The 23,791-nt window shown below is 68.9% G+C and carries 23 protein-coding genes; 11 read left to right on the forward strand and 12 right to left on the reverse strand.

Annotation, left to right across the window (positions count from 1 at the left end):
* Positions 1-20 precede the first annotated feature (20 nt).
* From BLU17_RS10470 to BLU17_RS10480, 3 genes are all read left to right on the forward strand, one after another.
* A complete protein-coding gene (locus BLU17_RS10470) occupies positions 21-314 on the forward strand; it encodes a hypothetical protein (RefSeq protein ID WP_091996729.1) in 294 nt (97 codons plus the stop codon).
* 269 nt (positions 315-583) lie between these two features.
* Entirely contained in the window at positions 584-2,893 is a 2,310-nt protein-coding gene (locus BLU17_RS10475) for a putative bifunctional diguanylate cyclase/phosphodiesterase (RefSeq protein ID WP_143189220.1), read from the forward strand.
* Between the two features lie 126 nt (positions 2,894-3,019).
* A complete protein-coding gene (locus BLU17_RS10480) occupies positions 3,020-3,985 on the forward strand; it encodes a chemotaxis protein (RefSeq protein WP_091996658.1) in 966 nt (321 codons plus the stop codon).
* A gap of 54 nt (positions 3,986-4,039) precedes the next feature.
* Here BLU17_RS10480 and BLU17_RS10485 read toward each other — a convergent pair whose 3' ends face one another.
* Both BLU17_RS10485 and BLU17_RS10490 read right to left on the reverse strand, forming a co-directional pair.
* Positions 4,040-4,825: a maleate cis-trans isomerase family protein gene (locus tag BLU17_RS10485; RefSeq protein WP_091996659.1), complete on the reverse strand. Its 786-nt coding sequence runs from the start codon at positions 4,823-4,825 to the stop codon at positions 4,040-4,042.
* Positions 4,822-6,066, reverse strand: a complete 1,245-nt coding sequence (locus BLU17_RS10490; RefSeq protein WP_091996660.1) for a D-amino acid dehydrogenase — start codon at positions 6,064-6,066, stop codon at positions 4,822-4,824. Before BLU17_RS10490 ends, BLU17_RS10485 begins: the two co-directional genes overlap by 4 nt.
* Before the next feature lie 278 nt (positions 6,067-6,344).
* Here BLU17_RS10490 and BLU17_RS10495 point away from each other — a divergent pair, with 278 nt between their 5' ends.
* Genes BLU17_RS10495 through BLU17_RS10510 form a run of 4 tightly spaced genes read left to right on the forward strand, consistent with a single transcriptional unit; the run spans position 6,345 to position 11,054 of the window.
* Positions 6,345-7,529, forward strand: coding sequence for a branched-chain amino acid ABC transporter substrate-binding protein (locus tag BLU17_RS10495; RefSeq protein WP_091996661.1), 1,185 nt, complete (start codon positions 6,345-6,347; stop codon positions 7,527-7,529).
* 16 nt (positions 7,530-7,545) lie between these two features.
* Positions 7,546-8,445, forward strand: a complete 900-nt coding sequence (locus tag BLU17_RS10500; protein WP_091996662.1) for a branched-chain amino acid ABC transporter permease — start codon at positions 7,546-7,548, stop codon at positions 8,443-8,445.
* A 3-nt stretch (positions 8,446-8,448) separates the two neighbouring features.
* On the forward strand, positions 8,449-10,308 hold the full coding sequence (locus BLU17_RS10505) for a branched-chain amino acid ABC transporter ATP-binding protein/permease (RefSeq protein WP_091996663.1): 1,860 nt from the start codon (positions 8,449-8,451) through the stop codon (positions 10,306-10,308).
* A complete protein-coding gene (locus tag BLU17_RS10510) occupies positions 10,299-11,054 on the forward strand; it encodes an ABC transporter ATP-binding protein (protein WP_091996664.1) in 756 nt (251 codons plus the stop codon). The genes BLU17_RS10505 and BLU17_RS10510 overlap by 10 nt, the downstream gene beginning before the upstream one ends.
* A gap of 33 nt (positions 11,055-11,087) precedes the next feature.
* On the opposite strand, the gene BLU17_RS10515 is transcribed toward BLU17_RS10510, so the two are convergent.
* The 10 genes from BLU17_RS10515 to BLU17_RS10560 all read right to left on the reverse strand — a co-directional run bounded on the left by BLU17_RS10515 (position 11,088) and on the right by BLU17_RS10560 (position 19,865).
* Positions 11,088-11,978: a LytR/AlgR family response regulator transcription factor gene (locus BLU17_RS10515; protein ID WP_091996665.1), complete on the reverse strand. Its 891-nt coding sequence runs from the start codon at positions 11,976-11,978 to the stop codon at positions 11,088-11,090.
* Entirely contained in the window at positions 11,975-13,111 is a 1,137-nt protein-coding gene (locus BLU17_RS10520) for a sensor histidine kinase (protein ID WP_091996666.1), read from the reverse strand. Before BLU17_RS10520 ends, BLU17_RS10515 begins: the two co-directional genes overlap by 4 nt.
* On the reverse strand, positions 13,108-13,485 hold the full coding sequence (locus BLU17_RS10525; RefSeq protein ID WP_091996667.1) for a DUF2306 domain-containing protein: 378 nt from the start codon (positions 13,483-13,485) through the stop codon (positions 13,108-13,110). Before BLU17_RS10525 ends, BLU17_RS10520 begins: the two co-directional genes overlap by 4 nt.
* Before the next feature lie 135 nt (positions 13,486-13,620).
* Positions 13,621-14,082 carry a GNAT family N-acetyltransferase gene (locus BLU17_RS10530; RefSeq protein ID WP_091996668.1) on the reverse strand — a complete coding sequence of 154 codons (462 nt, stop codon included), beginning with the start codon at positions 14,080-14,082 and terminating at the stop codon, positions 13,621-13,623.
* Between the two features lie 46 nt (positions 14,083-14,128).
* A complete protein-coding gene (locus BLU17_RS10535) occupies positions 14,129-15,649 on the reverse strand; it encodes an ATP-binding response regulator (RefSeq protein ID WP_091996669.1) in 1,521 nt (506 codons plus the stop codon).
* Positions 15,646-17,037, reverse strand: a complete 1,392-nt coding sequence (locus BLU17_RS10540; RefSeq protein ID WP_091996670.1) for a sensor histidine kinase — start codon at positions 17,035-17,037, stop codon at positions 15,646-15,648. Before BLU17_RS10540 ends, BLU17_RS10535 begins: the two co-directional genes overlap by 4 nt.
* Entirely contained in the window at positions 17,006-18,175 is a 1,170-nt protein-coding gene (locus BLU17_RS10545; RefSeq protein WP_091996671.1) for an ATP-binding protein, read from the reverse strand. Before BLU17_RS10545 ends, BLU17_RS10540 begins: the two co-directional genes overlap by 32 nt.
* Positions 18,160-18,585 carry an ATP-binding protein gene (locus BLU17_RS10550; protein ID WP_091996672.1) on the reverse strand — a complete coding sequence of 142 codons (426 nt, stop codon included), beginning with the start codon at positions 18,583-18,585 and terminating at the stop codon, positions 18,160-18,162. Before BLU17_RS10550 ends, BLU17_RS10545 begins: the two co-directional genes overlap by 16 nt.
* Positions 18,586-18,609: 24 nt before the next feature.
* The gene (locus BLU17_RS10555) at positions 18,610-18,969 is read right to left on the reverse strand and encodes an STAS domain-containing protein (RefSeq protein ID WP_091996673.1); all 360 of its coding nucleotides are present in this window, start codon (positions 18,967-18,969) and stop codon (positions 18,610-18,612) included.
* Positions 18,970-18,998: 29 nt separating this feature from the next.
* A complete protein-coding gene (locus tag BLU17_RS10560; RefSeq protein WP_091996674.1) occupies positions 18,999-19,865 on the reverse strand; it encodes an STAS domain-containing protein in 867 nt (288 codons plus the stop codon).
* Between the two features lie 373 nt (positions 19,866-20,238).
* Here BLU17_RS10560 and BLU17_RS10565 point away from each other — a divergent pair, with 373 nt between their 5' ends.
* The 4 genes from BLU17_RS10565 to BLU17_RS10580 all read left to right on the forward strand — a co-directional run bounded on the left by BLU17_RS10565 (position 20,239) and on the right by BLU17_RS10580 (position 23,769).
* The gene (locus BLU17_RS10565) at positions 20,239-20,463 is read left to right on the forward strand and encodes a hypothetical protein (RefSeq protein WP_091996675.1); all 225 of its coding nucleotides are present in this window, start codon (positions 20,239-20,241) and stop codon (positions 20,461-20,463) included.
* Between the two features lie 157 nt (positions 20,464-20,620).
* Complete coding sequence (locus BLU17_RS10570; protein WP_091996676.1) at positions 20,621-21,283, forward strand: MlaC/ttg2D family ABC transporter substrate-binding protein; 663 nt, start codon at positions 20,621-20,623, stop codon at positions 21,281-21,283.
* A 206-nt stretch (positions 21,284-21,489) separates the two neighbouring features.
* Positions 21,490-23,448, forward strand: a complete 1,959-nt coding sequence (locus tag BLU17_RS10575; RefSeq protein WP_091996677.1) for an AI-2E family transporter — start codon at positions 21,490-21,492, stop codon at positions 23,446-23,448.
* Between the two features lie 84 nt (positions 23,449-23,532).
* Positions 23,533-23,769, forward strand: a complete 237-nt coding sequence (locus tag BLU17_RS10580; RefSeq protein WP_091996678.1) for a hypothetical protein — start codon at positions 23,533-23,535, stop codon at positions 23,767-23,769.
* The last annotated feature ends 22 nt before the right edge of the window (positions 23,770-23,791 follow it).

Raw genomic sequence — 23,791 nt, forward strand, 5'->3', positions numbered from 1 at the left:
TTCAAAAAGGGAGCCTGATGATGAAAGCGAAACGGTTCATGCTCGCGGCGCTTGTGCTCGGCGTGGCCAGCACGATGGCGCGCGCCGATCTTCACGAGGTGAAGGAGAACATCAAGCACGATTCGAAGGAGGCGGCCGCGAAAACCGGGCACGCCGCGCGCGACTTCGGCCACGCCACCGCGAGCGCCGCGAAGGCGGTGGGGCATGGCATCGCCCATGCGTCGCGCGAGGGCTACGAGGCGACGAAGCGTGCGACCAAGCGCGTGTTCCACAAGGACGGCAGCAACGAAAAGGCGCAAAAAGGCGAGGCCTGAGCCCTGCCTTTGCACCGCGTCGGTGCGCGCAGGCGCGCATCGGCGTATCCCTCGCCGGTCCCGACGCGCGGGTGCGCACGTTCACGGAGCGGGGCCGAGCGCCCTTAGCCGGCTGTGCCCTCTTCCCCTTCAAGATACCGCCGCCGCTGCCGTTAAAGCAGGGGCGGCGTCATCGCTCGCCTGGCGGTGGACGGCGCGCCGCGCACCACACTTGAGATCGAGCCGGCCACGGGCGCAACGCGCGCCGGGCAACAAGAGAGGACGAGGGTATGGTCTATTCCGAAGCGGCGGGGGCGTGCGGCGCAGCGGGATCACGGGGCGGTCAGTCGGGGGTGTCGAAAGAGACGGATGGAGCAGACGAAGCGCTCGCCTCCGAGCGCAGCGTATTGCGGCTGGTGTCGCGCAGCATGCCGTTGCCGGAGTTGCTGGCGGAGGTATGCTGCCGCGCCGAACGGCTGTTCGGCGAGGGGGTGACCTGCGCGATCCTGCGGCTCGATAGCGACGGGCGGCGCCTGCGCATCGGCAGTGCGCCCTCGTTGCCGGCGCAGTATCACGCGGCGTTCGACGGCACGCCGGTCGGGGCGGGCACGAGCCCGTCGGGCACGGCGATCTTCGAGCGGCGCACGATCTGCGTCGAGGACTACGAGCGCGCGCACGAATGGGGCGAGTACCGGCGCATCGCCCTGGAGAGCGGCCTGCGCGCGGTCTGGACGACGCCGCTCGACGACGGCAACGGCGGCTTGCTGGGCGTGCTCGCCGTCTACCAGAGCCGCCCCTGGCGGCCCACCGCGGCCGAGGAGGCGCTGCTGCGCGACATCGCCCATAGCGTCGCGGCCATGCTCAACCAGCAGACCATTGCCGAGCGGCTCGCGCAAAGCGAGGAGCACCACCGCCTCGTCGTCGATCACCTCAACGAAGGCATCGTGATGCAGTCGCGCGCCGACACGGTGCTCGCCTGCAACCGCAGCGCGCGGCGTCTTCTGCGGCTGCCCGAGGACGCCATCGGCCGCAGCATCACGGGCCTGATTCCGCGCGTGCTCGACGAGAACGGCACCCCCTTGCCGACCGCGAAACGCCCCAGCATGCGGGCGCTCGAAACGGGCAAACCCGTGATCGGCGAGACGGTCGGGCTGGAGCTGGCCGATGGCGAGATCGTCTGGGTGAGAGAGAACGTGCTGCCGATCTTCCGTTCCGGCGAGCGCGAGGCGATTTCCGTGGTGGTTTCGTTCACGGACATCGGGCCGGTGCGCGAGGCGCAGCAGCAACTGCGCTATCTCGCCACGCGCGACGCGCTCACCGGGCTGTATAACCGGACCTTCCTCGCCGAGCGCATGCATGCGCTGCTCGAAACGGCGAGCTGCTCGGCGCGGCCCGCGCTGCTGTTCGTCGATCTGGACGGCTTCAAGAAGGTCAACGACACGGGCGGCCACGAGGCGGGGGACATGCTGCTGCGCGACGTGGGGCAGCGCCTTGCCGGCTGCGTGGGCGAGGCGGACACGCTCGCGCGCGTGGGCGGCGACGAATTCGTGATCGCCGTGTGCTGCTACGCGGACGTGAACGAGCTCATCGCGCTCGCGCAGCGCGTGCTCGACGCCGTCGGCGCGCCGTTCGCGGTGGCGGGCAACGAGTACTACCTCGGCGCGTCGATCGGCATCAGCCTCTATCCCGACGACGGGCGCAGCGCCGCCGCGCTCATGCGCAACGCCGACTCGGCGATGTACGCGGCCAAGCAGCGCGGCAGCAACCAGTTCCAGTTTTTCACGACCGAGCTGCGCCAGCGCCTGCAGCGCCGCTTCCAGATCGAGCGGGGGCTGCGCCGCGCGCTCGGGGCGGGCGAGCTGTACCTCGTCTATCAGCCGATCGTGGACGGCGCGAGCGGCCGCATGATCGGCGCGGAGGCGCTGCTGCGCTGGAAGAGCGAGGAGCTGGGCGAGGTGTCGCCCGTGGAGTTCATTCCCGTGGCCGAGGACACCGGCATGATCCTTCCGATCGGCCAGTGGGTGCTCGAGCACGCGTGCCGTCAGGCCGCGCAGTGGCGGCGGCTGCTCGCGCCCGCGTTCGTGATGGCCGTGAATTTTTCGCCGCGCCAGATCGCGGAAGGACTCGTCGAGCAGGTCGAGAGCTGCCTCGCGAACACGGGCCTCGCGCCCGAGGCCCTCGAAGTGGAGATTACCGAGGGCATTCTCATGAGCGACAGCCAGAGCGTGCAGCCGGTCCTGCGCGCGCTGAACGACATCGGCGTGCGCATCTCGGTGGACGACTTCGGCACCGGCTATTCGTCGCTTTCGTATTTGAAGCGCTTTCCGCTGCACCACCTGAAGGTCGATCGCACGTTCGTGGCGGGGCTGCCGGGCAACCGCGACTCCGTGGCGATCACGCAGGCCGTCGTCGCGATGGCGCACTCGCTCGGCATGCGCGTGACCGCGGAAGGCGTGGAAACGCCGGAGCAGGCGTCGTTTCTGCGCTCGCTCGCCTGTGAGCGGCAGCAGGGCTACCTGTTCGGCAGACCGGTGAGCGCCCAGGCCTGCGCGGCGCTCCTGCGCGAGCATGCCGCCGGCCGCGTGCAGGAGGGCGTCTGACGGAGCTTGATCTGACGCCGGGGTGCGGGCGCGCCGGGCTCAAGATTTCCGGCGCCGGGCCGTAGACGTTGGCAGGAAGCGAGACGCGATGCGTCTCGCACCGGACGATAACGACACGAGGGAATCATGGACAGCGGCTTCGCAATCGACGAACGAACCCGCCTGACGAGCACGAACCAGTTCGAGCTCCTGCTTTTCCGGCTCGGCGCGGCACCGGGCAGCGAGGTTGGCGAGGTCTTCGGCATCAACGTCTTCAAGGTGCGGGAAATCCTCAGCATGCCGGCGATCACGCCCATCGCGGCGGCGTCGCCCTACGTGCTCGGCGCGGCGAACATCCGGGGCCAGGTGATGCCCGTGATCGACCTGCCCAAGCTCATGGGCTGCGAGCCGGCCGGCGGCCCGAACATCCTGCTCGTGACGGAATTCGCCCGCTCCACGCAAGGTTTCGCGCTCGAAAGCGTGGACGAGATAGTGCGGCTCGAATGGAGCCAGGTGCTGACCGCCGACGTCACGATGGGCAACCGCGTGACGAGCATCGCGCGGCTCGAGAACGACCCCGAGAGCAAGAAGCTCGTGCAGGTGGTGGACGTGGAGCAGGTTCTGCGCGACGTGTTCCCGTCGCAGCACGGTTCGATCGTGCCGGAGGAAGTGGGCGAGCCCGCCGTGATTCCGCCGGGCGCGAAGGTGCTGGCCGCCGACGACTCGGGTTTCGCGCGCGAGCTGATCGGCCAGAGCCTCAAGGCGCTCGGCGTGGAATATACGATAGCGAAAACGGGCCTCGAAGCCTGGAAGCAGCTCGACGCGATCGCGACGAGCGCGGAGCGTGACGGCCTGCGCGCGAAAGACCGCATCGCGCTCGTGCTGACCGACCTCGAAATGCCCGAGATGGACGGCTTCACGCTGACGCGCAAGATCAAGGCGGACCCGCGCACCGTGGACATTCCCGTGGTGATCCACTCGTCGCTCACGGGCACGGCCAATGAGGCGCACGTCAAGAACGCGGGCGCGAGCGGCTACGTGGCGAAATTCGCCGCGGGCGATCTCGCCGGCGCCATTCGCAGCGCGCTCGCCGGCAAGCCCGTTTACACCTGATTCCGCCCGGCGGACGCGCCGCGTCGTTCGCCGCGCTTGCGCATCGACGCGGCGTCAGCGCGCAAACAGCCGGCCAAGCCGCGGCTCGCTGTCGTGAACACCCGCGAGCCGCAGCGCGTGCCATGCCATTGCGTAGTTGCTCGACAATACCGGCTTGCCGGTCCGCGCTTCGAGCTCCGGCACGAGCGCGGCCACGCGCAGGCTCGTGCACGACACGAACACGGCTTCGGCGTCGTCGTGTCGCGCGAGCGTTTCGATGGCGCTGCGAATCGACGCCGCGTCGATGCGCGAGACTTCGTTGTCGTCCGCATGCTCGAACGACGCCATGCGCGCGACGGCCACGCCCCGCGCCTCGATGTAATCGCGCATGAAGTCGTTGATGGCGCGCACGTAGGGCGTGAGAAGCGCCACGCTGCGCACGTCGAGCGCCTTCAGCGCGGCGAGCGCCGCCGTGACCGGCGTGGTGCAGGCGATGTCGGGCCGCGCCTCGCGTATGCGCGCAGCGACCCTGGCTTCGCCGATCACCATCGACGCCGAGGTGCAGCCGAACGCCACGACGTCGAGCCGCTCGCCGGGCAGCAGCAGGCTGACGGCCGGCGCGATGCGCGCCTCGATTTCGGCAAGGCGCGGCGCGGTGATGTCCGGCGAATTTTCGAGGCGGCTCTCGTAGAACGCCACGCCCTTCTGGTGCAGCAAGTCGCGCCATTCGTGCTCGATCGTATGATCGGTTGCGAGCACAACGAGACCGATCGCCGCGCGGCGGGCAATGCCGCCGTCGAGCGCGAAATCGAGCTTCGTGTAGGTGTCCTCGTCATTGTGTTGCGGTGCGGTCGTGCTCATCTCAGCGTCAATCCCGTCATGTCCAGTTCGGGCTCGCGCCCGGCCATGATGTCGGCCAGCAGTTTCGCGGTGCCGCACGACATCGTCCAGCCCATGTGCCCGTGTCCCGTGTTGAGAAACAGGTTGCGATGGCGCGTGCGGCCGATCAGCGGCGTGCCTTCGGGCGTCATCGGGCGCAGCCCGGCCCAGTAGCCCGGCTGCGTGTAATCGGCGCCGTCGGGAAAGAGCTCGCGCGCGGCCTGCAGCATCGGCGCGAAGTCGGCGGGCGTGTGGCGCGTGTCGTAGCCCGCGAAGTCCGCGGTCGCCGTGAAGCGCAGACGCGCGCCGAAGCGCGCCCATGCCACGAGGTGATTCTCGTCCACGCCGCCCATCTCGGGCGGCCGATGCCGGGGGCCGCACGGAAACGTCGCCGAGTACCCCTTCACGGGATAGACCGCGATGCGGTAGCCGAGCGGCCGCGCGAGAATGGGCGACCACGAGCCGAGCGCGAGCACGTAGTCGTCGCCGTCGATGACGCCGGCGCTCGTGCGCACGCCGGCGATGCGGTCGCCCGCGGCTTCGATCGCCTCGATCGGCGCGTCGAACACGAAGCGCACGCCCATACGTTCGCAAACCTCCTTGAGCGCGCGCGTGAAGCGATGGGCGTCGCCGCTCTCGTCGCTCGGGCAGTAGATCGCGCCCGCAATGCGTTCGCGTGCGTGGGCGAGCGCCGGTTCGCGCGCGGCGACGGCTGCGGCGTCGAGGGTTTCGAGCGGCAGCCCGTTCTCGACGAGAATCGACATGTGCGCGCGGCCGCGCTCGAACGAGGCGGCGTCGCGGTAGAGATAGAGCAGGCCGCGGCTGATGCGGTCGTATTCGAGCTGCTCGCGCGCCGTGACCTCTTGCAGCTGATGTTGCGAGTAGCGGCACAAGCGCACCTTGCGCGAGGTGTTCTCGCGCGAGCGCGCCTCGGTGCAATTGCGCAGGAACTGCGCGCACCACGCCCACATGTGCGGGTCGGCCTTCAGCCGCAAACGCAGCGCCTGGCCTTCGACGAACAGCGACTTGAGCAGGATCTTCGGCGCGCGGGGCGAGGCCCAGGTGTACGAATGGCCCGGCGCGACGAGCCCGGCATTGGCGAAACTGGTTTCGAGCGCAACGCTCTCGCGGCGCTCGATCACGGTGACGTCGCGGCCGTCGCGTGCGAGATAGTACGCGCTCGTGACGCCCGCAATGCCGCCGCCCAGCACGATGGTTTTCATTCCCGCCCTCCATGCATGGCGCGTATACAAAAGTAGCGTCCCGCTGCCGCGAACGCACGCTATTTGTATACGCGCTTACCCTATAACCGTTAAACGGTCGCGGGCATCTATCATGGAAAAGTCGTTATGCGCCGGTCCCCATGCAAGCCGCGCGCCATGAGCGCGCCAGCCTTGCAGGGCAACGCACCGGACGAATTATTTCGTTTCGCTAACTGACCGCGCGGGCTCGCCTGCGTTGCGGCATCGCCCGGTCGGGTCCACGCTCAGGAGCCGCTCAAATGAATCCTCAGAACAATGGCATGCCCGACGCTCCCCGCCCGGCGAGCACGTTGCGCGCCACGCTCGTGGCCACGATGCTCGCGCTCGCGCCTGGCTTCGCGCAGAGTCAGACCATCAAGATCGGCGTGCCTGTGCCGCTTTCGGGCAGCAGCGCCGCGGCGGGCACCGATATCCTGAACGGCGCGAAGCTCGCGGCCGCGAAGATCAACGCGGCGGGCGGGGTGCTCGGCAAGCAGATCGAACTGGTGCCCGAGGACGACGCATGCGATGCGCAAACGGCGGTTCAGGCGGCGCAAAAGCTCGTGGATGCGGGCGTGGCCGCCGTGGCGGGCGGCTACTGTTCGAGCGCGGCGCTGCCGGAGCTGAGCGCATTCCACCGGGCCGGCATTCCCTATGTGCTCGACGCCTCGACCAATCCCAAGCTCACCGAAATGGGCTACGACAACGTGTTCCGCACGATCGGCCGTGACGACGAGCAAGGGCCTTTCGCGGCCAGCTTCATGAAGAATTCGCTGCACGTGAAGCGCGCGGCGGTGATCGACGACAATACGACCTACGCCAAGGGCCTTGCGCAGAATACGGTGGAATCGCTCAAGAAGATGGGCGTGGACGTGGTCTACGCCGATTCGATCACGCCGGGCCAGATGGACTATTCGCCGACGCTCACCAAGGTTTCGTCGCTCAATCCGGACGTGATCTATTACACGGGATACTTCTCCGAAGCGGGCCTGCTCGTGAAGGAGGCGCGTCAGGTGGGCCTCAAGATGACCTTCATGGGCGGCGACGGCACCAATGACCCGACGCTCATGAAGACGGCGGGCCCCGCCGCCGACGGCATGATCATCACCACCGCGCCGCTCGCACAGTTCCTCGCGGGCGCGCACGACTATGTCGACCAGTACAACAAGACCTATGGGCAGGGGCCGGGCCCGTATTCGGTGTATGAATACGACGCCGTGGGCGTGACCGCCAGAGCCATTGCGGACGCGAAGTCGGCCAAACCCGCGGACATCACGGCCGCGCTGCACAAGGTCACGAACTACGCGGGGCTGACCGGCCAGATCGGCTTCAATCCGAAGGGAGACCGCAGCCGCGCCGTATACATCACGATCATCGTGCACGGCGACCAGTTCGCGCCGTACCAGCGGCAGGACGCCAGCGGCAAATGGGTGGCGATGAAGTAAGCGCTTCCGGCCGCATATGAGCACCTTTTTCCAGTTCGTCGTCGAGGGGCTGACGATCGGGTCGTTCTACGCGCTCGTCGCGCTCGGCTACACGATGGTCTACGGCATCATCCGGCTCATCAACTTCGCGCACGGCGATCTCTTCATGGTGGGCGCGTTCGTGGGCTGGACCGCGCTCTCCACGCTCGCGGCCGCGCGTCTGCCGCTCGCGCTCGCGCTGTTCGCGGCCTTTGCAGCGGCGATGCTCGCCACCGGCGCACTGGGCGTCGCGATCGCGCGCGTCGCCTACCAGCCGTTGCTGCGCGCGCCGCGCCTTTCCATTCTCATCACCGCGCTCGGCATTTCGCTGCTGCTGGAGAACGCCGTGCTGATCGCTTACGGCGCGGGTTTTCGCACCTATCCGCATCTGCTCGCGCATACGGGCTTCGACATTTCGCAGGTGCACATCACGTACGCGCAGATCGGCATCGTCGCGGCCAGCTTCGCGTTGATGGCCGCGCTGTATCTGTTCGTACACCATACGTTCATCGGCACGGCGATGCGCGCGCTCGCCATCGACCAGGACGCGGCGCGCCTCATGGGCATCGACGTCGAGCGGCTCATCCAGCTCACGTTCTTCATCGGTTCGGCGCTCGCGGCCGTCGCGGGCGTGATGGAGGGCCTGTTCTACACGCAGATCAACTTCTTCATGGGTTTCGTGCTCGGCCTGCGCGCGTTCACGGCGGCGGTGCTGGGCGGCATCGGCAACATTCCGGGCGCGATGGTGGGCGGCTTCCTGATCGGCTTGCTGGAGGCGTTCGGCGCGGGCTATGTGTCGTCGCAATGGACCGACGTGTTCGTGTTCGGCGTGCTGATCGCCGTGCTCGTGGTGAAGCCCACGGGGCTGTTCGGCGAGCGCGTGGTCGAGAGGATGTGAGCGATGCGCGCGCGGGCTTCGGAGACCTCGTGGGCCGTTTCCGGCGTGCTGCTGGCCGTGGCGATCGCATTGCCCGCGTTCGCGAGCGGTTATGTCGTCGATGTCGGGCTCACCATCATCACCTATGCGATCCTGGGGCTCGGGCTGAACATCGTCGTGGGTTACGCCGGGCTGCTCGACCTAGGCTACGCGGCGTTTTTCGCCATCGGCGCGTACACCACGGCGCTGCTCGAAACGCTGCTGCATTTCTCGTTCTGGGAGACGCTGCCGTTCAGTCTCGTGTTCGCGGGCGCTTCGGGTGTCGTGATCGGCTATCCCACGTTGCGCCTGCGCAGCGACTATCTCGCCATCGTCACGCTCGGCTTCGGCGAGATCACGCGCATCGTCGCCACCAACCTCGACATTACCGGCGGCCCGAACGGCATCTACGGCATCGAGCCTCCGAGGCTGTTCGGCTTCGAGTTCAGTTCGCCCCGCTCGGTGTACGCGCTCGGCATGGCGTTCTTCATCGCGGTGCTGCTGTTCGCGGTGCGGCTCGGGGACTCGCGGCTCGGACGCGCGTGGACCAGCATCCGCGAAGACGAAGCCGCCGCCGAAGCGGTGGGCGTCGCGACGCTGCGCGCGAAGATGCTCGCCTATGTGATGGGCGCGCTGATCGGCGGCCTTGCCGGCAGCCTCTTCGCCGCGCGCTTCGGCACGATCGATCCCACGGCGTTCACCTATCTGCAGTCGGTCACGATCCTCATCGTCGTCGTGATGGGCGGGCGCGGCAGCATTCCCGGCGTCATCCTCGGCGCGGTGATCGTCGCGGGCTTGCCGGAGATGCTGCGCTTTTTGAACCTGTGGCGCATTTTCGGCTTTGCCGTCGCGCTCGTCGTGCTCATGTTGTTGCGCCCGCAAGGGTTGTGGCCCGCGCGCGCGCGCCGCGCCGCGCCGCGGCCGGAGGAGGCGACGGTGGCGCACGAGGCGGAGGCGGCGGAAGCGGCCGGCAAGGCGGGCGCCGCGGCCGTCGCCCTTGCCGACAGCAGCGCCATGAACGCCGCGGCCGCGCGCGAAACGCTGCTGGAAGTGCATGGTCTCGAGCGCCGCTTCGGCGGCGTGCGCGCCATCGGCGGCATCGGCTTCCAGGTGCGCAGCGGCGAAATTCTCGCGCTGATCGGGCCGAACGGCGCGGGCAAGACCACGGTGTTCAACTGCCTGACCGGCGTGATACGGCCGAGCGGCGGGCGCCTCGTCTGGCGCGGCGAGCCGCTCGGCGGCGGCGCGCCGCATCGCAACGTGCATCGCGGCATTGCGCGCACGTTTCAGGGCATCCGGCTCTTCAACCACATGAGTGCATTCGAGAACGTGCTGATCGGCATGGATCACCGGCTACGCACGCCGCTCGTGGCGGAACTGCTGGGCACGCGCGCGGCGCGGGCCGAGGCCGCCGGTCACGGAGCGCTCGGGCAGCGCTGGCTCGATCTCGTAGGGCTGGGCGCGCGCGCGAGCGAATATGCGTCGGACCTGCCGTACGGCGATCAACGCAGGCTGGAGATCGCGCGCGCGCTCGCGAGCCAGCCGCGCCTGCTGCTGCTCGACGAACCGGCCGCCGGGATGAATCCGACCGAAAAGCATGCGTTGATGGCGCAGATCCGCCGCATACGCGACCTCGGCGTGACGGTGCTGCTGATCGAGCACGACATGGCGCTCGTCATGGGCGTGTCGGATCGCATCATCGTGATGGATCACGGCGAGATCATTGCCGAGGGCGCGCCTGCGCAAATCCAGAACGACCCTGTCGTGATCGACGCGTACCTCGGCACGGCCGAGGAAGACGACCGGCCCGACGGCGCGGACGGGGAGAAGTCGCTATGGAACTAGGCACGCCGGCGAAGCTCCTCGAAGTGCGCGACCTGCGCGTGAACTACGGCAACATCGAAGCGCTGCACGGCGTTTCGCTCGACGTCGGGCCGGGCGAGATCGTCGCGCTGCTCGGGGCGAACGGCGCGGGCAAGACCACGACGCTGCGCACCGTTTCCGGGCTGCTGCGGCCGCGCGCCGGGAGCATTGCATTCGAGGGACAGACGCTCGTCGGACTGCCGTCGCATCGCATCGTTGCGCTCGGCATCGGCCACGTGCCCGAAGGGCGGCGCATTTTCGGCGCGCTCACCGTGGAGGAGAACCTGCGTCTTGGCGGCTATCTGTTGCGGCGCGACGCTGCCGCGCTCGATCAGGGCATTGATAAGGCATACGAAATGTTTTCGCGTCTTTACGAGCGCAGGGATCAGCTCGCCGGCACGCTGAGCGGCGGCGAGCAGCAAATGCTCGCCATTGCGCGCGCGTTGATGCTCAAACCGAAGCTGGTGTTGCTCGACGAACCGTCCATGGGCCTCGCGCCCAAGCTCGTGCGCGCGATCTTCGAAGTGATCGCGCAGATCAGCCGGGCGGGCACGGCGGTGCTGCTCGTGGAGCAGAACGCGCGCCAGGCGCTGCGTATCGCGAACCGGGCCTATGTGCTGGAGGGCGGGCGCGTAGCGCTTTCGGGATCGGCCCGCGAACTCGCGGACGACAACCGCGTGCGCGCCACGTATCTCGGCGGCAGCGCGCTGCAGGCGGGGCAGGCCTAGGACGCCGCGACGGGGCTGAAGTGCGCGCGCGAGTCACATCTGCCGGAACAGGTGCGCGTACTGCCGGCTCACCGCGAGCGCGCTCGCGTGGCCGCGCAGGCGCAGCGTCATCCTGCCGAGCGCGTTGACGGAGGCGCTTTCCACCTGATCGACGTTGACCACGGTGCTTCTGTGGACCTGCCAGAAGCGCGCCGGGTCCAGTTGCGCGCACAGCTCCCGCAGGCTCGTGCGGATCAGCAGTTCGCCGCTGCGCGTCGTGACCACGACGTATTTGTCGGCGGCTTCGAAGTACAGAACATCTTCCACCGGCACCATGCGGATGTCGTTGCCGCTGGAGGCGCGCAGGTAACGCAGCGGCGCTTCGCGCGGCACGGCGTCGGCACTGCCTCGCGCGCCCGCGCGCGCTTCGCGTACGTCCTGCGTGATCGCCTCCAGTTGGCGCAGCACGCGTTGCAGGTCCGTCTGCATCTGCGGGGCCGCCGCGTCGTGTGTCGCGGCGCGTTCGAGCCGCGTGCGCAGGCGCTCCACCGTGCGCGCGAGCCGCGCGGACTCCACGGGCTTGAGCAGATAGTCGATGGCCGCGGCGTCGAACGCTTCTAGCGCGTAGGCGTCGTAGGCGGTGACGAACACGATCTGCGGCGGCCTCGCGAGATTCGCGCACGCGCGCGCGACGTCAAGGCCGGTCGCGCCCGGCATCGCGATGTCGAGGAACGCCACGTCGGGCTCGAGCGCGGCGATGCGCTCGATGGCCTCGTGACCGTTGCCGACCATCGCCGCGATGCGCAGTCCGGGCCAGGCGGCCGCGAGCTCGCGTTCGAGCGCGGCGGCGATGAGCGGTTCGTCTTCGGCGATCAGCGCGGCGGGCGTGCGCGAAGCGCGAGGCGCGGCGTCGCTGCGTTCGGCCGAATCGGCGCGGCGCTTCACGGTGCCGCTCCATTCGTGTTCGCGCCGGCGGCATCGGGCAACGGCAGCCGCACGCGCGCAACGAGCCCGTGCGGCACGTTTTCGATCAGCGTGAGCGAGGCGCGATCGCCATAAAGCGCCGTGAGCCGTTCGCGCACATTGGCGAGACCGACGCCCGCGCCCTGCGTGCCTGGCGTCGTACCGAATCCCGAGCCTGTGTCGGCCACGCTCAGCTCGAGATGCTGAGCGTCGCGGCGCGCGCTCACGTCGATCCGTCCGCCTTCGACCGCGCCCTGGATGCCGTGCTTGAGCGCGTTCTCCACGAGCGGCTGCAGCAGCATGGGCGGCACCGGGAGGTCCGCGCAATCGCGCGGCAGGTCGAGCGCGTAGGCGAGGCGCGGGCCGAGCCGCATGGCATGCACGGCGAGCATCGCGTCGAGCACCTTGAACTGCGCCGCGAGCGTCTCGCTTTGCGCGCGCGAAGCTTCCAGCGTCGCGCGCAAGAAGCGGTTGAGGCTTGCGAGCAGCGTGCGCGCACGCGGCGGATCGGACGCGATCAGGCTGTCGAGCGTCGCTAGCGTGTTGAAGAGAAAGTGCGGCTCGATCTGCGCCTGCAGCGCCTGCAGACGGGCGCCGAGCGCCGTGCGCTCGGCGGCTTCGCGCTGCCACGCCGCGCGCGCGACCTGCTCGCTCAGCTCCGCGATGCGCGTGCGCGACCAGCCATACCAGGTGACGAGCAGCGTGGCCGTGAGCGCGATCCAGCCGGTCAGCGCGAGGTCCTTCGTCGCGAACGCCTTGCGCAGGTCGAGCCCGAGCAGCAGGCTCGCGACGCCGCGTCCGAGCGCCGCGCCGAGCACGATGGCGAGCACCATCGCCACCGCGAGCCTCGGGCCCGTGAGCGCGTTGCGTCGCTGCAGATGAAAGCGGCCGAGGTCGAGCAGCAACATGATCGAGAGCCCGATCGCCTCGCTGAACACGAGGTTCCCGAAAAAGCTCTTGCCGATGCCGACGGCGGTGAGCGCCGCGGCAATCAGCGCATTGCCGATGACGACGATCACGCCCTCGCGCGCGAATCCGGCCAGCAAGACGTTCGCCGCGGGCGCGGGGAGCCGGGCGGCGGCGCTGGGAAACTCGACGTGCGTGCCAGGAATCATGCGATCCAGCGTGTGACGATGAGATTGAGGAGCCGGTGCGGCGTCGCCACGGCGGCGAGCCCGGCCACGACGAGGGCGAAGAACGACCCGCGCATGGCCCGGCGATGACCGCGGACGTTGCCGTGGCGAATCGCCCAGATGGCGCGCCCGACGCTTGCGAACGTCATCAGCGAAAGGCCGTGGACCCAGGACAGATGCCCCGGATTCAGCTCGCGGATGTCGAACGAACTGAGCGCGGTGGCGCACATCGTCAGGGCCCAGAGGCGGCCGAGCCATTTGTGCCGCGGGCTGCCTTTTTCGGCCAGCATGACGGCGATTCCGAGTATGACAGAAAGCGTCGCGGCGGCGACGTGCGCCGCAATGAGGGCAGGCATGCTGGCTCTCCTTGGCAGGTCGAGCGGAGTCGATGGCTGCAGTGTGGAGAGCACGACGGCAATGGGCGAGGGAGCTGCGACGAAAGGCGCGAAAACCGGTGCGAACGGGGCGGGCGCGGCGCGAACGGTCGCGGCTCAGGCGGCGGGAACGGCCTTCGCCATTTCCGTGGTCCCGCTCCACCCGAGGTCCTCGTAAAGCGGACGTCCCTGCCCGGTGGCATGCAATATCGCGTAGGTGACGCCGCGCCGCGCGAATTCCTCGTCGGCGAGCTGCATGAGCCGGCGGGCCAGGCCGCGCCGCCGCGCGGCGGGTTCGACATAGACGTTGAGCACGTAGCCGCGCCGGTCGATGGCCGGATGCAACGGGTGCGGCGGCCAGTCGATCAGCATGAGCCCGACGCCCGCGACCGCCACGCCGTGCTCGCAGATCGCGTAGCCGAAGTAGCTGCCGTCGGCGAGGCGCGGTTCGAGCCACGCGCGAAAGTGTGCGGTCATCTCGCGCAGCGTGGTCTCGTCGCGGCCCGCTTCGCGAAACATCGCTTCGCGATGGCGGCAGACCCGTTCGAGATCGTCGGCGCAAAGCGCGCGGACATCCATGCGGTTCTCCTCCGGAAATGGACCGCACAGATTAACCCAACCTCGGCTAAAGCGGCGCGCTCCCGATTTCCCGCAGGATCTCGTCGAACGGCGCGGGCTTGACGAGGTGCCGGTCGAAGCCCGCCTCGCTGGCGGCCTGGCGGTCGCGCTCCTGGCCGTAGCCCGTGAGCGCGATGAGCTGCACGTGCGCGGTGGCGGGCTCGGCGCGCAGCGCCTTCGCCACCGCATGGCCGTCCATGCCGGGCAGGCCGATGTCGAGAATCGCCACGTGCGGCTGGAAGCTCCGCGCGATCGCGAGCGCGCTGGGGCCGTCGTGGGCCATGCGCACGTCGTGGCCTTCGAGTTCGAGCAGCATGACCAGCGACGCAGCGGAGTCGACGTTGTCGTCCGCGACCAGCACGCGGCGGCGCTGCCGCGCCGCGTGTTCGCCGCTGCCGCGCGCCTGCGCGCGCGGCGTTTCGCACGGCGGCGCCTGCGCGAGCGGCAGGCGCACGACGAACTCCGAGCCGCGCCCGAGCCCGTCCGAATGCGCGCTCGCCGAGCCGCCGTGCAGCTCCGCGAGCTCGCGCACGAGCGCGAGGCCGATGCCGAGGCCGCCGTCGGCGCGCCTGAGCGCCTCGCGCGACTGCATGAAGAGATCGAATACGTAGGGCAGTTCGTCGGACGCAATGCCGATGCCGTTGTCGCGCACGCGGATCAGCACGTCGAATGCGTCCGATTCGAGCCGCAGCGTGATCTCGCCGCCTTCGACGGTATATTTCGCGGCGTTGGAAAGCAGGTTGCTGATGATCTGCGCCACGCGTATCGCGTCGCCGGTTGCGTGGCACGGCTCGCAGTCGATCTCGACCGTGAGCTTTTGCGCTTTCGCGTCGAGAAAGGGGCGGCTCGTTTCCACGGCGATCGCGACGATCTCGCGCAGGTCGAGCGTGCCCATCTGCAGCGTGATTTTGCCGTGCGAGATGCGCGAAACGTCGAGCAGGTCGTCGACGAGACGGCCGAGATGCTCGACCTGGCGGCTCGCGATGAGCCGCGCGTCGGCGCGCATGGCGTCGTTTGCGCCGTGGCGCGGGTCGAGCAGCTCGATGGCGTTGCGAATCGGCGCGAGCGGGTTGCGCAGTTCGTGCGCGAGCGTGGCGAGAAAGCGGTCCTTGCGGCGGTCGGCGTCGCGCAGCGCTTTTTCGGCGGTGTAAAGGCGCAGGAGCGCACGCACGTTCGCGACCAGTTCGGCGGGCTCGACGGGCTCGGTGAGGTAGCTGTCGGCGCCGCCTTCGAGCGCGAGGATCTTGTCGCGCGTCTGGACCGCGGCGGCCGAGGTCTGCAGCACGAGCGTGGCGTTCGTTTCGGGATCGGCCTTGATGAGGCGGCATACCTCGATGCCGCTAATGTCGGGCAGCTTCACGTCGAGCAGCACGATCGCGGGCGCTTCTTCGCGCACGGCCTCGAGCGCGGCCTGGCCCGTCGCGGCCTCGATCACGGCGTAGCCCGCGTGGCGCAGCACGCGCGACTTCACGTAGCGCGCGCCTTCGTTGTCGTCGACGTTGAGAATGAGCGTGGCGTGCGCGTTCATGGGGTCGCGTCCCCCGACGTCTCGCGTTCGTCCTCGACGGACGACGCGAGGCGCACCGGCACGTTCAGGCGAAACGTCGAGCCCACGCCCAGTTCGCTTTCGACGCCCACCTCGCCGCCCAGCAGCGCCGCGAGCTTGCGGCACAGCGGCAGGCCGAGGCCTGTGCCCTTCACGCGCTGCTGGAGGCGGTTCTGCACCTGGCCGAACTCCTCGAAAATGATCTGGTGGTGTTCGGGCGCAATTCCGATGCCCGTGTCCGCGACGAAGAAGGTGATGCGATCGCCGCGGGCGTCGCACTGCGCGCCCACGCGGATCTGGCCGCGCTCGGTGTACTTGAGCGCGTTCGAGACGAAGTTGCGCAGGATCTGCGTGAGCTTGGGCTCGTCGGTGTAAAGGCGCGGCAGGCGCGCCGTGGACGCGAATTCGAGCGTGACGTGCGGCGTATCGAGCAGCGGCGTGAGCATCGTGCGCAGCGCGGCGAACAGGTCGGCGGAATCGAACCACGCCGGCACGACCTCCGTCTTGCCCGCCTCGATCTTCGCGAGATCGAGCAGGTCGTTCACGGTCTCGCCCAGCGTTTGCGCAGACGAAAGAATCAGCCGGACCTGGCGCTCCTGCTCCACGCTCAGGTCGCCGTCGAGCCGGTTGAGCAGCAGGTTCGCGAGCGCGCGGATCGAGCTGAGCGGCGTGCGCAGTTCGTGGCTCATGTTCGAGAGGAAGCGCGTTTTCATCATGTCCGCGCGGCGCAGTTCCTCGGCACGCTCGTCGAGCTCGGCGTAGAGCGCCACGACGCCGCGATTGGTCGCCTCCAGTTCCTGCGTGAGGCGCGCGAGTTCGTCCTGGCGCTCGCGCAGTTCGTCGAGTGCGGCGAGCAGCTCGCGGTTCTGCTGCCGCAGTTCTTCCAGCGAATCGTGTTGCGCGCCGCGCCGGGACAGTTCCCGCACGATGCGCTCGATATCCGCGCCCTGCACCCGCGCGCGCTCGCCCGGCAAGACGCGCGCCATGCGGACGGTCGTGCCCTCGCCGGCCGCGGAGCGGATGTCGAAGCAGTCCATGAGGCGGCGGCTGCCCGCGATGCCGAGACCCATGCCGCCCGGCGAGCGATACGTGCCGTCCAGCACGGCGGCGAGGTCGCGCACGCCGGGGCCGCGATCGCTCACTTCGATGGCGAGCGCCTGGCGCGGCCGCTCGCCGTCGAGCGCGAACGTCACGCCGCCGCCGCCCGCGTACTCGAACGCATTGCGGGCGATTTCGGAGACGGCGCTGGCAATGCGCGTCTGGTCGAGCGGCGAGAAGCCGAGTCCGGCTGCGAGCTCGCGCGCCCGGCGGCGCGCGGCGGCGACGTCCTGGGCGGATTCAAGCCGGATGCGCAGCAGGGGCGTGTTCATGGTTCGACTGTACTCCGGGGCGGCCGCGAACGACGACGACGGTGGCGTCGTCGCGCCGGCGCGTGAAGTCCCGGTAGAGGACGGCCGCGATCACGGCGGCGGGCTGGTTGGCGAGGCCGGGCCAGGCAGCGAGGTCCCAGCGCGTGCCGATGCCGTCGGAGTGCAGGACGAGGACCGCATTCTCGCTCCACGCGAGCTCGACCTCCTGGGTGCCGCGCATCGTGTGGCCGACGATGCCGTTGCGCGAAACCAGCTGGCAGCCCTCGTGCGCGGAGGCAGGGCGAGCGGCGTGACCTGCAGGTTGGCTTCCTGGGCGGAGCGAGGGGAGACCTCGCGCGCGGCTGTCGGCGGGGCGCCCCATGCCGTATGCGACGGCCGAAACGTTGCCGGTGCCGCAGAACGCGAGCGTGCCGCGCGCGAGATCGAGGCGCGCGAGCGCGAGCGCGGCGCCGCGCGTGGGGCGCAGCGCCGCGTGCGTGAGTTCCATGAGCGCCGCGGGCGCAAGGCCGGTGCGCCCGCGCAGGACGTCGAGCGCGGCCACGGCGGCCACGTGGGCTTCGGCGCCGTGACCGAGGCCGTCGGCGAGCGCGAACGTGAAGCCGCCCGGGTCGGCCAGGGCGAGCCAGCCGTCGCCGCAGACGTCTTCGCCGGGGTAGGGCACGCACACCGCGCCGATCTCGGGGCTGTCGAGCGCGGCGCGCGGCGCATTGACGCCGCTTTTGCGCACGAGCGCGCGCAGCACGCTGCCCGCGCCGGGCTGCGAGTAGATGGCGAACTGGTTCGAGAGCCGCCGGATCGCGCCGAGGCCCGTGCCCGGCGTGCCGGCCGTGGAGTGACCGTCGGTGAGCGCGGCGCTCACGTCGGTCATGCCGGGGCCGCGGTCGAGCGCGAGCAGTTCGACCGCGCCGGCAAGCGGGCGCACGAGCAGCTCGCCATGCCCGGCATGCTTGAGGATATTGGTGGCCGCCTCGGTCAGCACGATCGCGAGACGCCCGGCGTCGGTTTCGTTGAGCGCGGCGATGCGCGCGGCGTCGGCCGCGGCGCGGCGCGCGTAGGCAACGCCGCTTGCGTCGCCGATCTCGAAGGCGCGGTGGGTGCCGCCGGCCGAACCGGCCGCATCGTCTAGCGTACTTTCCATTTCGTGATGGTGACGGTCGTGCCGCCGCCCGGAGTCGATTCGATCGTGAATTCGTCGCACAGCCGCCGCGAGCCGCCGAGCCCGAGGCCAAGACCGTTGCCGCTCGTGAAGCCGTCGCGCAGCGCGCGCTCGATGTCGGCGATGCCCGGCCCCTCGTCGACGAACGAGAGCCGCAGGCCGACGCGCACGCCGCTTTCCAGCACTTCCAGCCGTGCATCGCCGCCGCCGCCGTGCTGCAGCGTGTTGCGCGCGAGCTCGCTTGCCGCCGTCACGAACTTGGTCTGCTCGATGAGCGAGAAGCCCTGTGCGATGGCGGCGTCGCGCACGAGCTGCCGCAGCCGGACGATTTCCTCGTCCGAGCGCAGGCTGGCTTGCGCCGCGAGCCTTCCGGTCGTGTCGTTGCTATTCATGATCGAATGCAAGAGACGTGCTAGCTAACGGCGCTGGCGCTGCTTGAGCAGCGCCATGCCTTTTTCGACGTCGAGGGCGGTGCGTACGCCAGAAAGCGTGAGGCCGAGTTCGACCAGCGTGATCGCAACCGACGGCTGCATGCCAACCACCACGGTTTGCGCGTCGAGCACCATCGCCATCGCGGCCGTGTTGCCGATCATGCGGCCGATGAACGAATCGACCACGTCGAGCGCGGAGATGTCGATGAGCACGCCCTTGGCCGAGTCCTTGACGATGCGTTCGGTGAGATCGTCCTGCAGCGCGATCGCGAGCCGGTCGTGCATGTCCACCTGGATCGCGACGATCAGGCAGTCGCCGAGGCGCAGAATCGGTATGCGTTCCATCGTGTGCGTTTCCGGTGCGTCGATGGCCTTCAGGCCGCGGCCTTCGGGGCGATGATCGTCGAGCCGATGCGCTGCAGCGCGATGACGAAGGCGTCGGCGAGCGTGGACCTGGTCGTGACGTTCGTGAGATCGACGCCCAGGTGCACGATGGTCTGCGCGATCTGCGGACGGATGCCGCTGATGATGCAGTCCGCGCCCATCAGGCGCGCGGCGGCCACGGTCTTGAGCAGATGCTGCGCGACGAGCGTGTCGACGGTCGGCACGCCCGTGATGTCGATGATCGCGAGGCTCGCACCCGTGTCGACGATCTTCTGCAGCAGGCTCTCCATCACGACCTGGGTGCGCGAGGAGTCGAGCGTGCCGATGAGCGGCAGCGCGAGAATGCCGTCCCACAACTGCACGACTGGCGTGGAAAGTTCCAGCAGCTCTTCCTGCTGGCGCGCGATGATCGCTTCGCGGCTTTTCTGGAAGACGTCGGTGGTGTAGAGGCCGAAGCCGTCGAGCAGCACGTTCACCTGCCAGCTCACCTCGGCGAGCTCGGTGGGGTTTTGCGAAAGCGCTTCGCGCAGTCGCGCATAGAGCGGCTCCTTGAACGAGAACAGGAAGGTGGCCGTTTCGACCGGCGTGTAGCCCTGGCGGGCGCGGTGCGCCGACATCTCCGCAAGAAACGCGCGCACCGGCTCCCATTCGGGGCGGGACGAATCGAAGGATTGGGCTTTCGGCAGCGTGTCGAGGAAGATATTGAGGAATGCGGAAAATTGCTCGCGGATTTCTCCTTCCATCGCGAGGCCGCGGCGTAGCGCGATCGGCAGATGCAGGCGCAGCCATTCGGCGAGAAGCGTGTCGCGATGCTGGCCGAGAATGTCCGCGATGCGGGCCTGTTCCGGTGTGTTCATGCGATCTCCTGAGCGATGGGTCGTGCCTCGTTACCGGGATGAACCGCTGCACGTTACACCATCGTGTCGATTGAAGCTCGATTGAAGCGGTTACGCGCGCATTAACGGCGCGCGAACGAGCGGGCGCGTTGCTGCACGCGTTTTTCGTGCCCGGTTGCTCCTGCAACTACCGCCGGGGCGGTGTCGCGAGCGCTTTCCGCTTTGCCGTGACGTGCTTGTAGTTTTTACACGTCCTGGCACGCGTCCGGGACGCCGCCTCGGCAAGAAAGGCGCGCCGGCAGTCGTCTCGCGACTGGTACGGGCCTTGCTTGTTCGATTCGCCTGATGACAACCCGGGCAACAACCCGGTCAAGAACCGGGGAGCACCGTCGCCATGGAGCCCGAATCCGTTTCTCGGCAGCAATCGACGCTACCCGCGCCCGTTTCGCTGGGGGGCGCGCTCGCCTCGGGCGAGGGCGCACTGGACGAAGGGGACGGCGACGGGGACGACCCGATGCCGGCGCTGCCTGCGCGCCTGATCTTCTGCATCGCATGGCTTTTCGGGCTGGAGGCGTTTCTCGCGGAGTCCGATGGCCGCGCTGGCCTCCCTCGCAGTTGAGTGCGAAAGCCGGGAGTTTCCGGCGCGCGGCCGGCGCAGCCGGTCGTTCGCTACCTGACCTGGGCACGCCCGACCCGCTAGACTGAGCGCTGGCGTGCGGCCGGCCGCCCCTTGCGAGCCGCCGCACCCGCCCCGTTCGCCATTTTCAGAGATATCGATGACCAGGTTATTCCGCATGACCGCGCTCCTCGCGTGGTGCCTGTCGTTCCTGCCCGCCACCGCGGCGCTTGCCCAGGCTGGGCAGGTGGACCAGTCGGACCCGCAGGCGCTCATCAAGACGGCCACGCAGCAGGTGCTCGACGAAGTGCGCACGAAGTCCGTTGCCCCCGACGATATCGCGCGCATTCAGGACATCGTCAATCGCGACATCCTTCCGTACGTCGATTTCCGCCGCACCACGCGGCTCGCCATGGGGCCGCACTGGCGCACGGCCACGCCCGAGCAGCAAACGCAGGTCGAACAGCAGTTCCAGCTGCTGCTGATCCATCTCTACTCGGGCGCCATCGCGCAACTGAAGCCCGATCAGAAGATCGACTACCCGCCCATGCGCAACTCGCCCGGCGACACCGACGTCGTGGTGCGCACGCTCGCGCAGACCAGCGGCAACCCCGTGGAAATCGACTATCGCCTCTACAAGACGCCGCAGGGCTGGCGGCTCTACGATCTGAACGTGCTGGGCGCGTGGCTGATCCAGACTTACCGCCAGCAGTTCAGCGAGAAAATCCAGCAAGGCGGCGTGGACGGGCTCATCCAGTTCCTCTCCGCGCGCAATCAGGAGCTCGTGTCCGGCAAGGCTCAGCCGCAGTCGCAGTCGCAGTAATACGCGCGGCGGCGCTGCGCGGCGGTCGAAGCCCGGCTGGCGCGGCACCTGCGGCAATTCGGGAAGCGCGTCCCTGCCTGGCGCGCGCGGGGGGACACACGCAGTACCATTTCCAGGCGTGCCTCGTGCATGTGGATGGGTTGCGCGCTTGCCCGAGCCGTCGCGGTCCTTGTCACCCATTTCATTTTTCGCCGATCCGATCCGACATGAATTTCCCGCTGCCGCCGCAGGGCCGACGCAACCGGGTGTTTCCGCCGAGCCCGCCCACGCTGCACAGCCTCGCCTCCGTCATCACCGGCGTGGTCGTGGTGTGCGGCCTGTACTTCGGGCGCGCGGTGCTGATTCCCATCACGCTCTCGGTGCTGCTGAGCTTTCTGCTCGCGCCGCTCGTGACCGCGCTGCGGCGCTTTCATGTGCCGCAGTTCCTTGCCATTCTCGTCGCGGTGCTCTCCACCGTGCTCGCGCTGGCCGGCGTGGGCGCGCTGATCGCCGCGCAGATCTACCAGCTTTCCGCCTCGCTGCCGCAGTACCAGGAAGAAATCGAGCAGAAAGTGCAAACGGTGCAGCAAAAGACCGTGGGCCGCGCCGACTCGCTGATGTCGCGCGCCGCCACGGCGTTGCAGCGCGTGACGCCCACGCCGCCGCCCGCGCCGTTGCAGCCGCGCGGTCGCGCGGCGCGCAACCAGCCGCAGCAGCCCACGCCGGTCGAGGTCCACACGCCCGCGCCCACGCCGCTGCAGCTCGCGCAAAGGGCGCTTGCGCCGGTGGTGGCGCCGCTCGAAACGGGCTTCATCGTGCTCGTGGTGACGATCTTCATCCTGTTCCAGCGTGAGGACCTGCGCGATCGGCTCATCAGCGTGTTCGGCTCCGACGACCTGCACCGCACCACAACCGCCATCAACGACGCTTCGCAGCGGCTTTCGCGCTACTTCGTCGCGCAACTGGGCGTGAACGTGACGGTGGGCGCGGTGATCGCGCTGGGGCTGGCGGGCATCGGCGTGCCGGGGGCGCTGCTCTTCGGCGCGGTGGCGGCGCTCATGCGTTTCGTGCCCTACATCGGCATCTGGATCGCTGCGATCATGGCCACGATCATCGCGGCGGCGACGCAGCCGCAATGGACCATGGCCGTCTCGACGCTGATCTTCTTCATCGTCGTGGACGTGGTGGCGGGGCAGTTCGCCGAGCCGATGCTGTACGGGCGGCGCTCGGGGCTCTCGCCGCTCGCCGTGGTGGTGGCGGCGATTTTCTGGAGCTGGCTGTGGGGGCCGGTCGGGCTCGTGCTCTCCACGCCGCTCACGCTGTGCATCGTCACGCTGGGCCGCTACGTGGACCGCCTGAACTTCCTCACGATCCTGCTCGGCGACCAGCCCGCGCTCACGCCCGCGCAAACCTGCTACCAGCGCCTGCTCGCCGACGACCCCCACGAGGCGCTGCTTCAGGCCGACCGGCTGCTCACGACCATGCCGCTCATCGACTACTACGAGCAGGTGGTGTTCGAGGGCCTGCGCTTCGCGCGCAACGACGCCCTGCGCGGCGTGCTGCCGGCCGAGCAGGTCGCGCGCATCAACCAGGCGCTGCTCGACATCGTCGAAGACCTCGAATCCGTAGACGATTCGCGCCACGCGGCAGCCGGCGACGACAGCGCGACCAAAGCCGCCGAGCGAGCCGACGAAGGCGCGAAAGTGGTCGAGTTCACGCTCTCGCCGGACGCGGGCGAGGTGCTTTGCGTACCGGGACGCGGCGCGTTCGATGACGTGGCGGCGGCCATTGTCGGCCAGTTGCTCATGCGCCACGATATTCCGTGCACGGCGACGACCTACGAGCAGGTGCGCGCCACGCGCGCGGCCATGGTGGACGGGCAGCGCTCGCCGGCCATCTGCGTGGTGTCGCTCGACGCGCCCGAGTCGGCGCCGTATCTGCGCAACCTCGTGCGGCGGCTGCGCGAGCGCGCGCCCGACGCGACCATCGTGGTGGGCATCGGCGCGGTGCAGCGCGACGACGGCGCGGGCATTGCCGACGACCCCGGCACGCTGTTTCCGACCTCGCTGCGCAATCTCGTGGAGGAATGCGGCGCGGCGCTCGTGCCGGCTCACATGCCGCAGGCGGAAAAGCGGGAGGCCGCGCCCGACATGCAGGATCAATATCGGGCCGGAGCAAAGTTGTGACAGTCATGCTCGTGTCACACCGAACGGTGATGATATGCGGCCCTGTGCCCCTGGTTGCGGCATTTGAGTTACTGGGAGACAACGATGCTGAGCCCGCATGAATTCGCCACGCTGATGCTGGTCCGCCACTCGCCGGACCAGATCGACATGAACCGCCAGGAGCTGGACACGCTGCTGGAGCGTCAGCTGGTTGCGCTCGAGCAGTGGACGGAAGGCCATCGCCGGCTTTCGCTCACGACTGCCGGCCGCTCGCTCCTCGAAGCGGTGGGGCGGCTCGACGGCCTGACAGGCTTGCCCGAGGCGTTCGGCGCCGCCCTTTGACATCGTCACAAGGCGCTTGCCG

The organism is Paraburkholderia lycopersici (genome assembly GCF_900096975.1).
Classification (GTDB): domain Bacteria; phylum Pseudomonadota; class Gammaproteobacteria; order Burkholderiales; family Burkholderiaceae; genus Paraburkholderia; species Paraburkholderia lycopersici.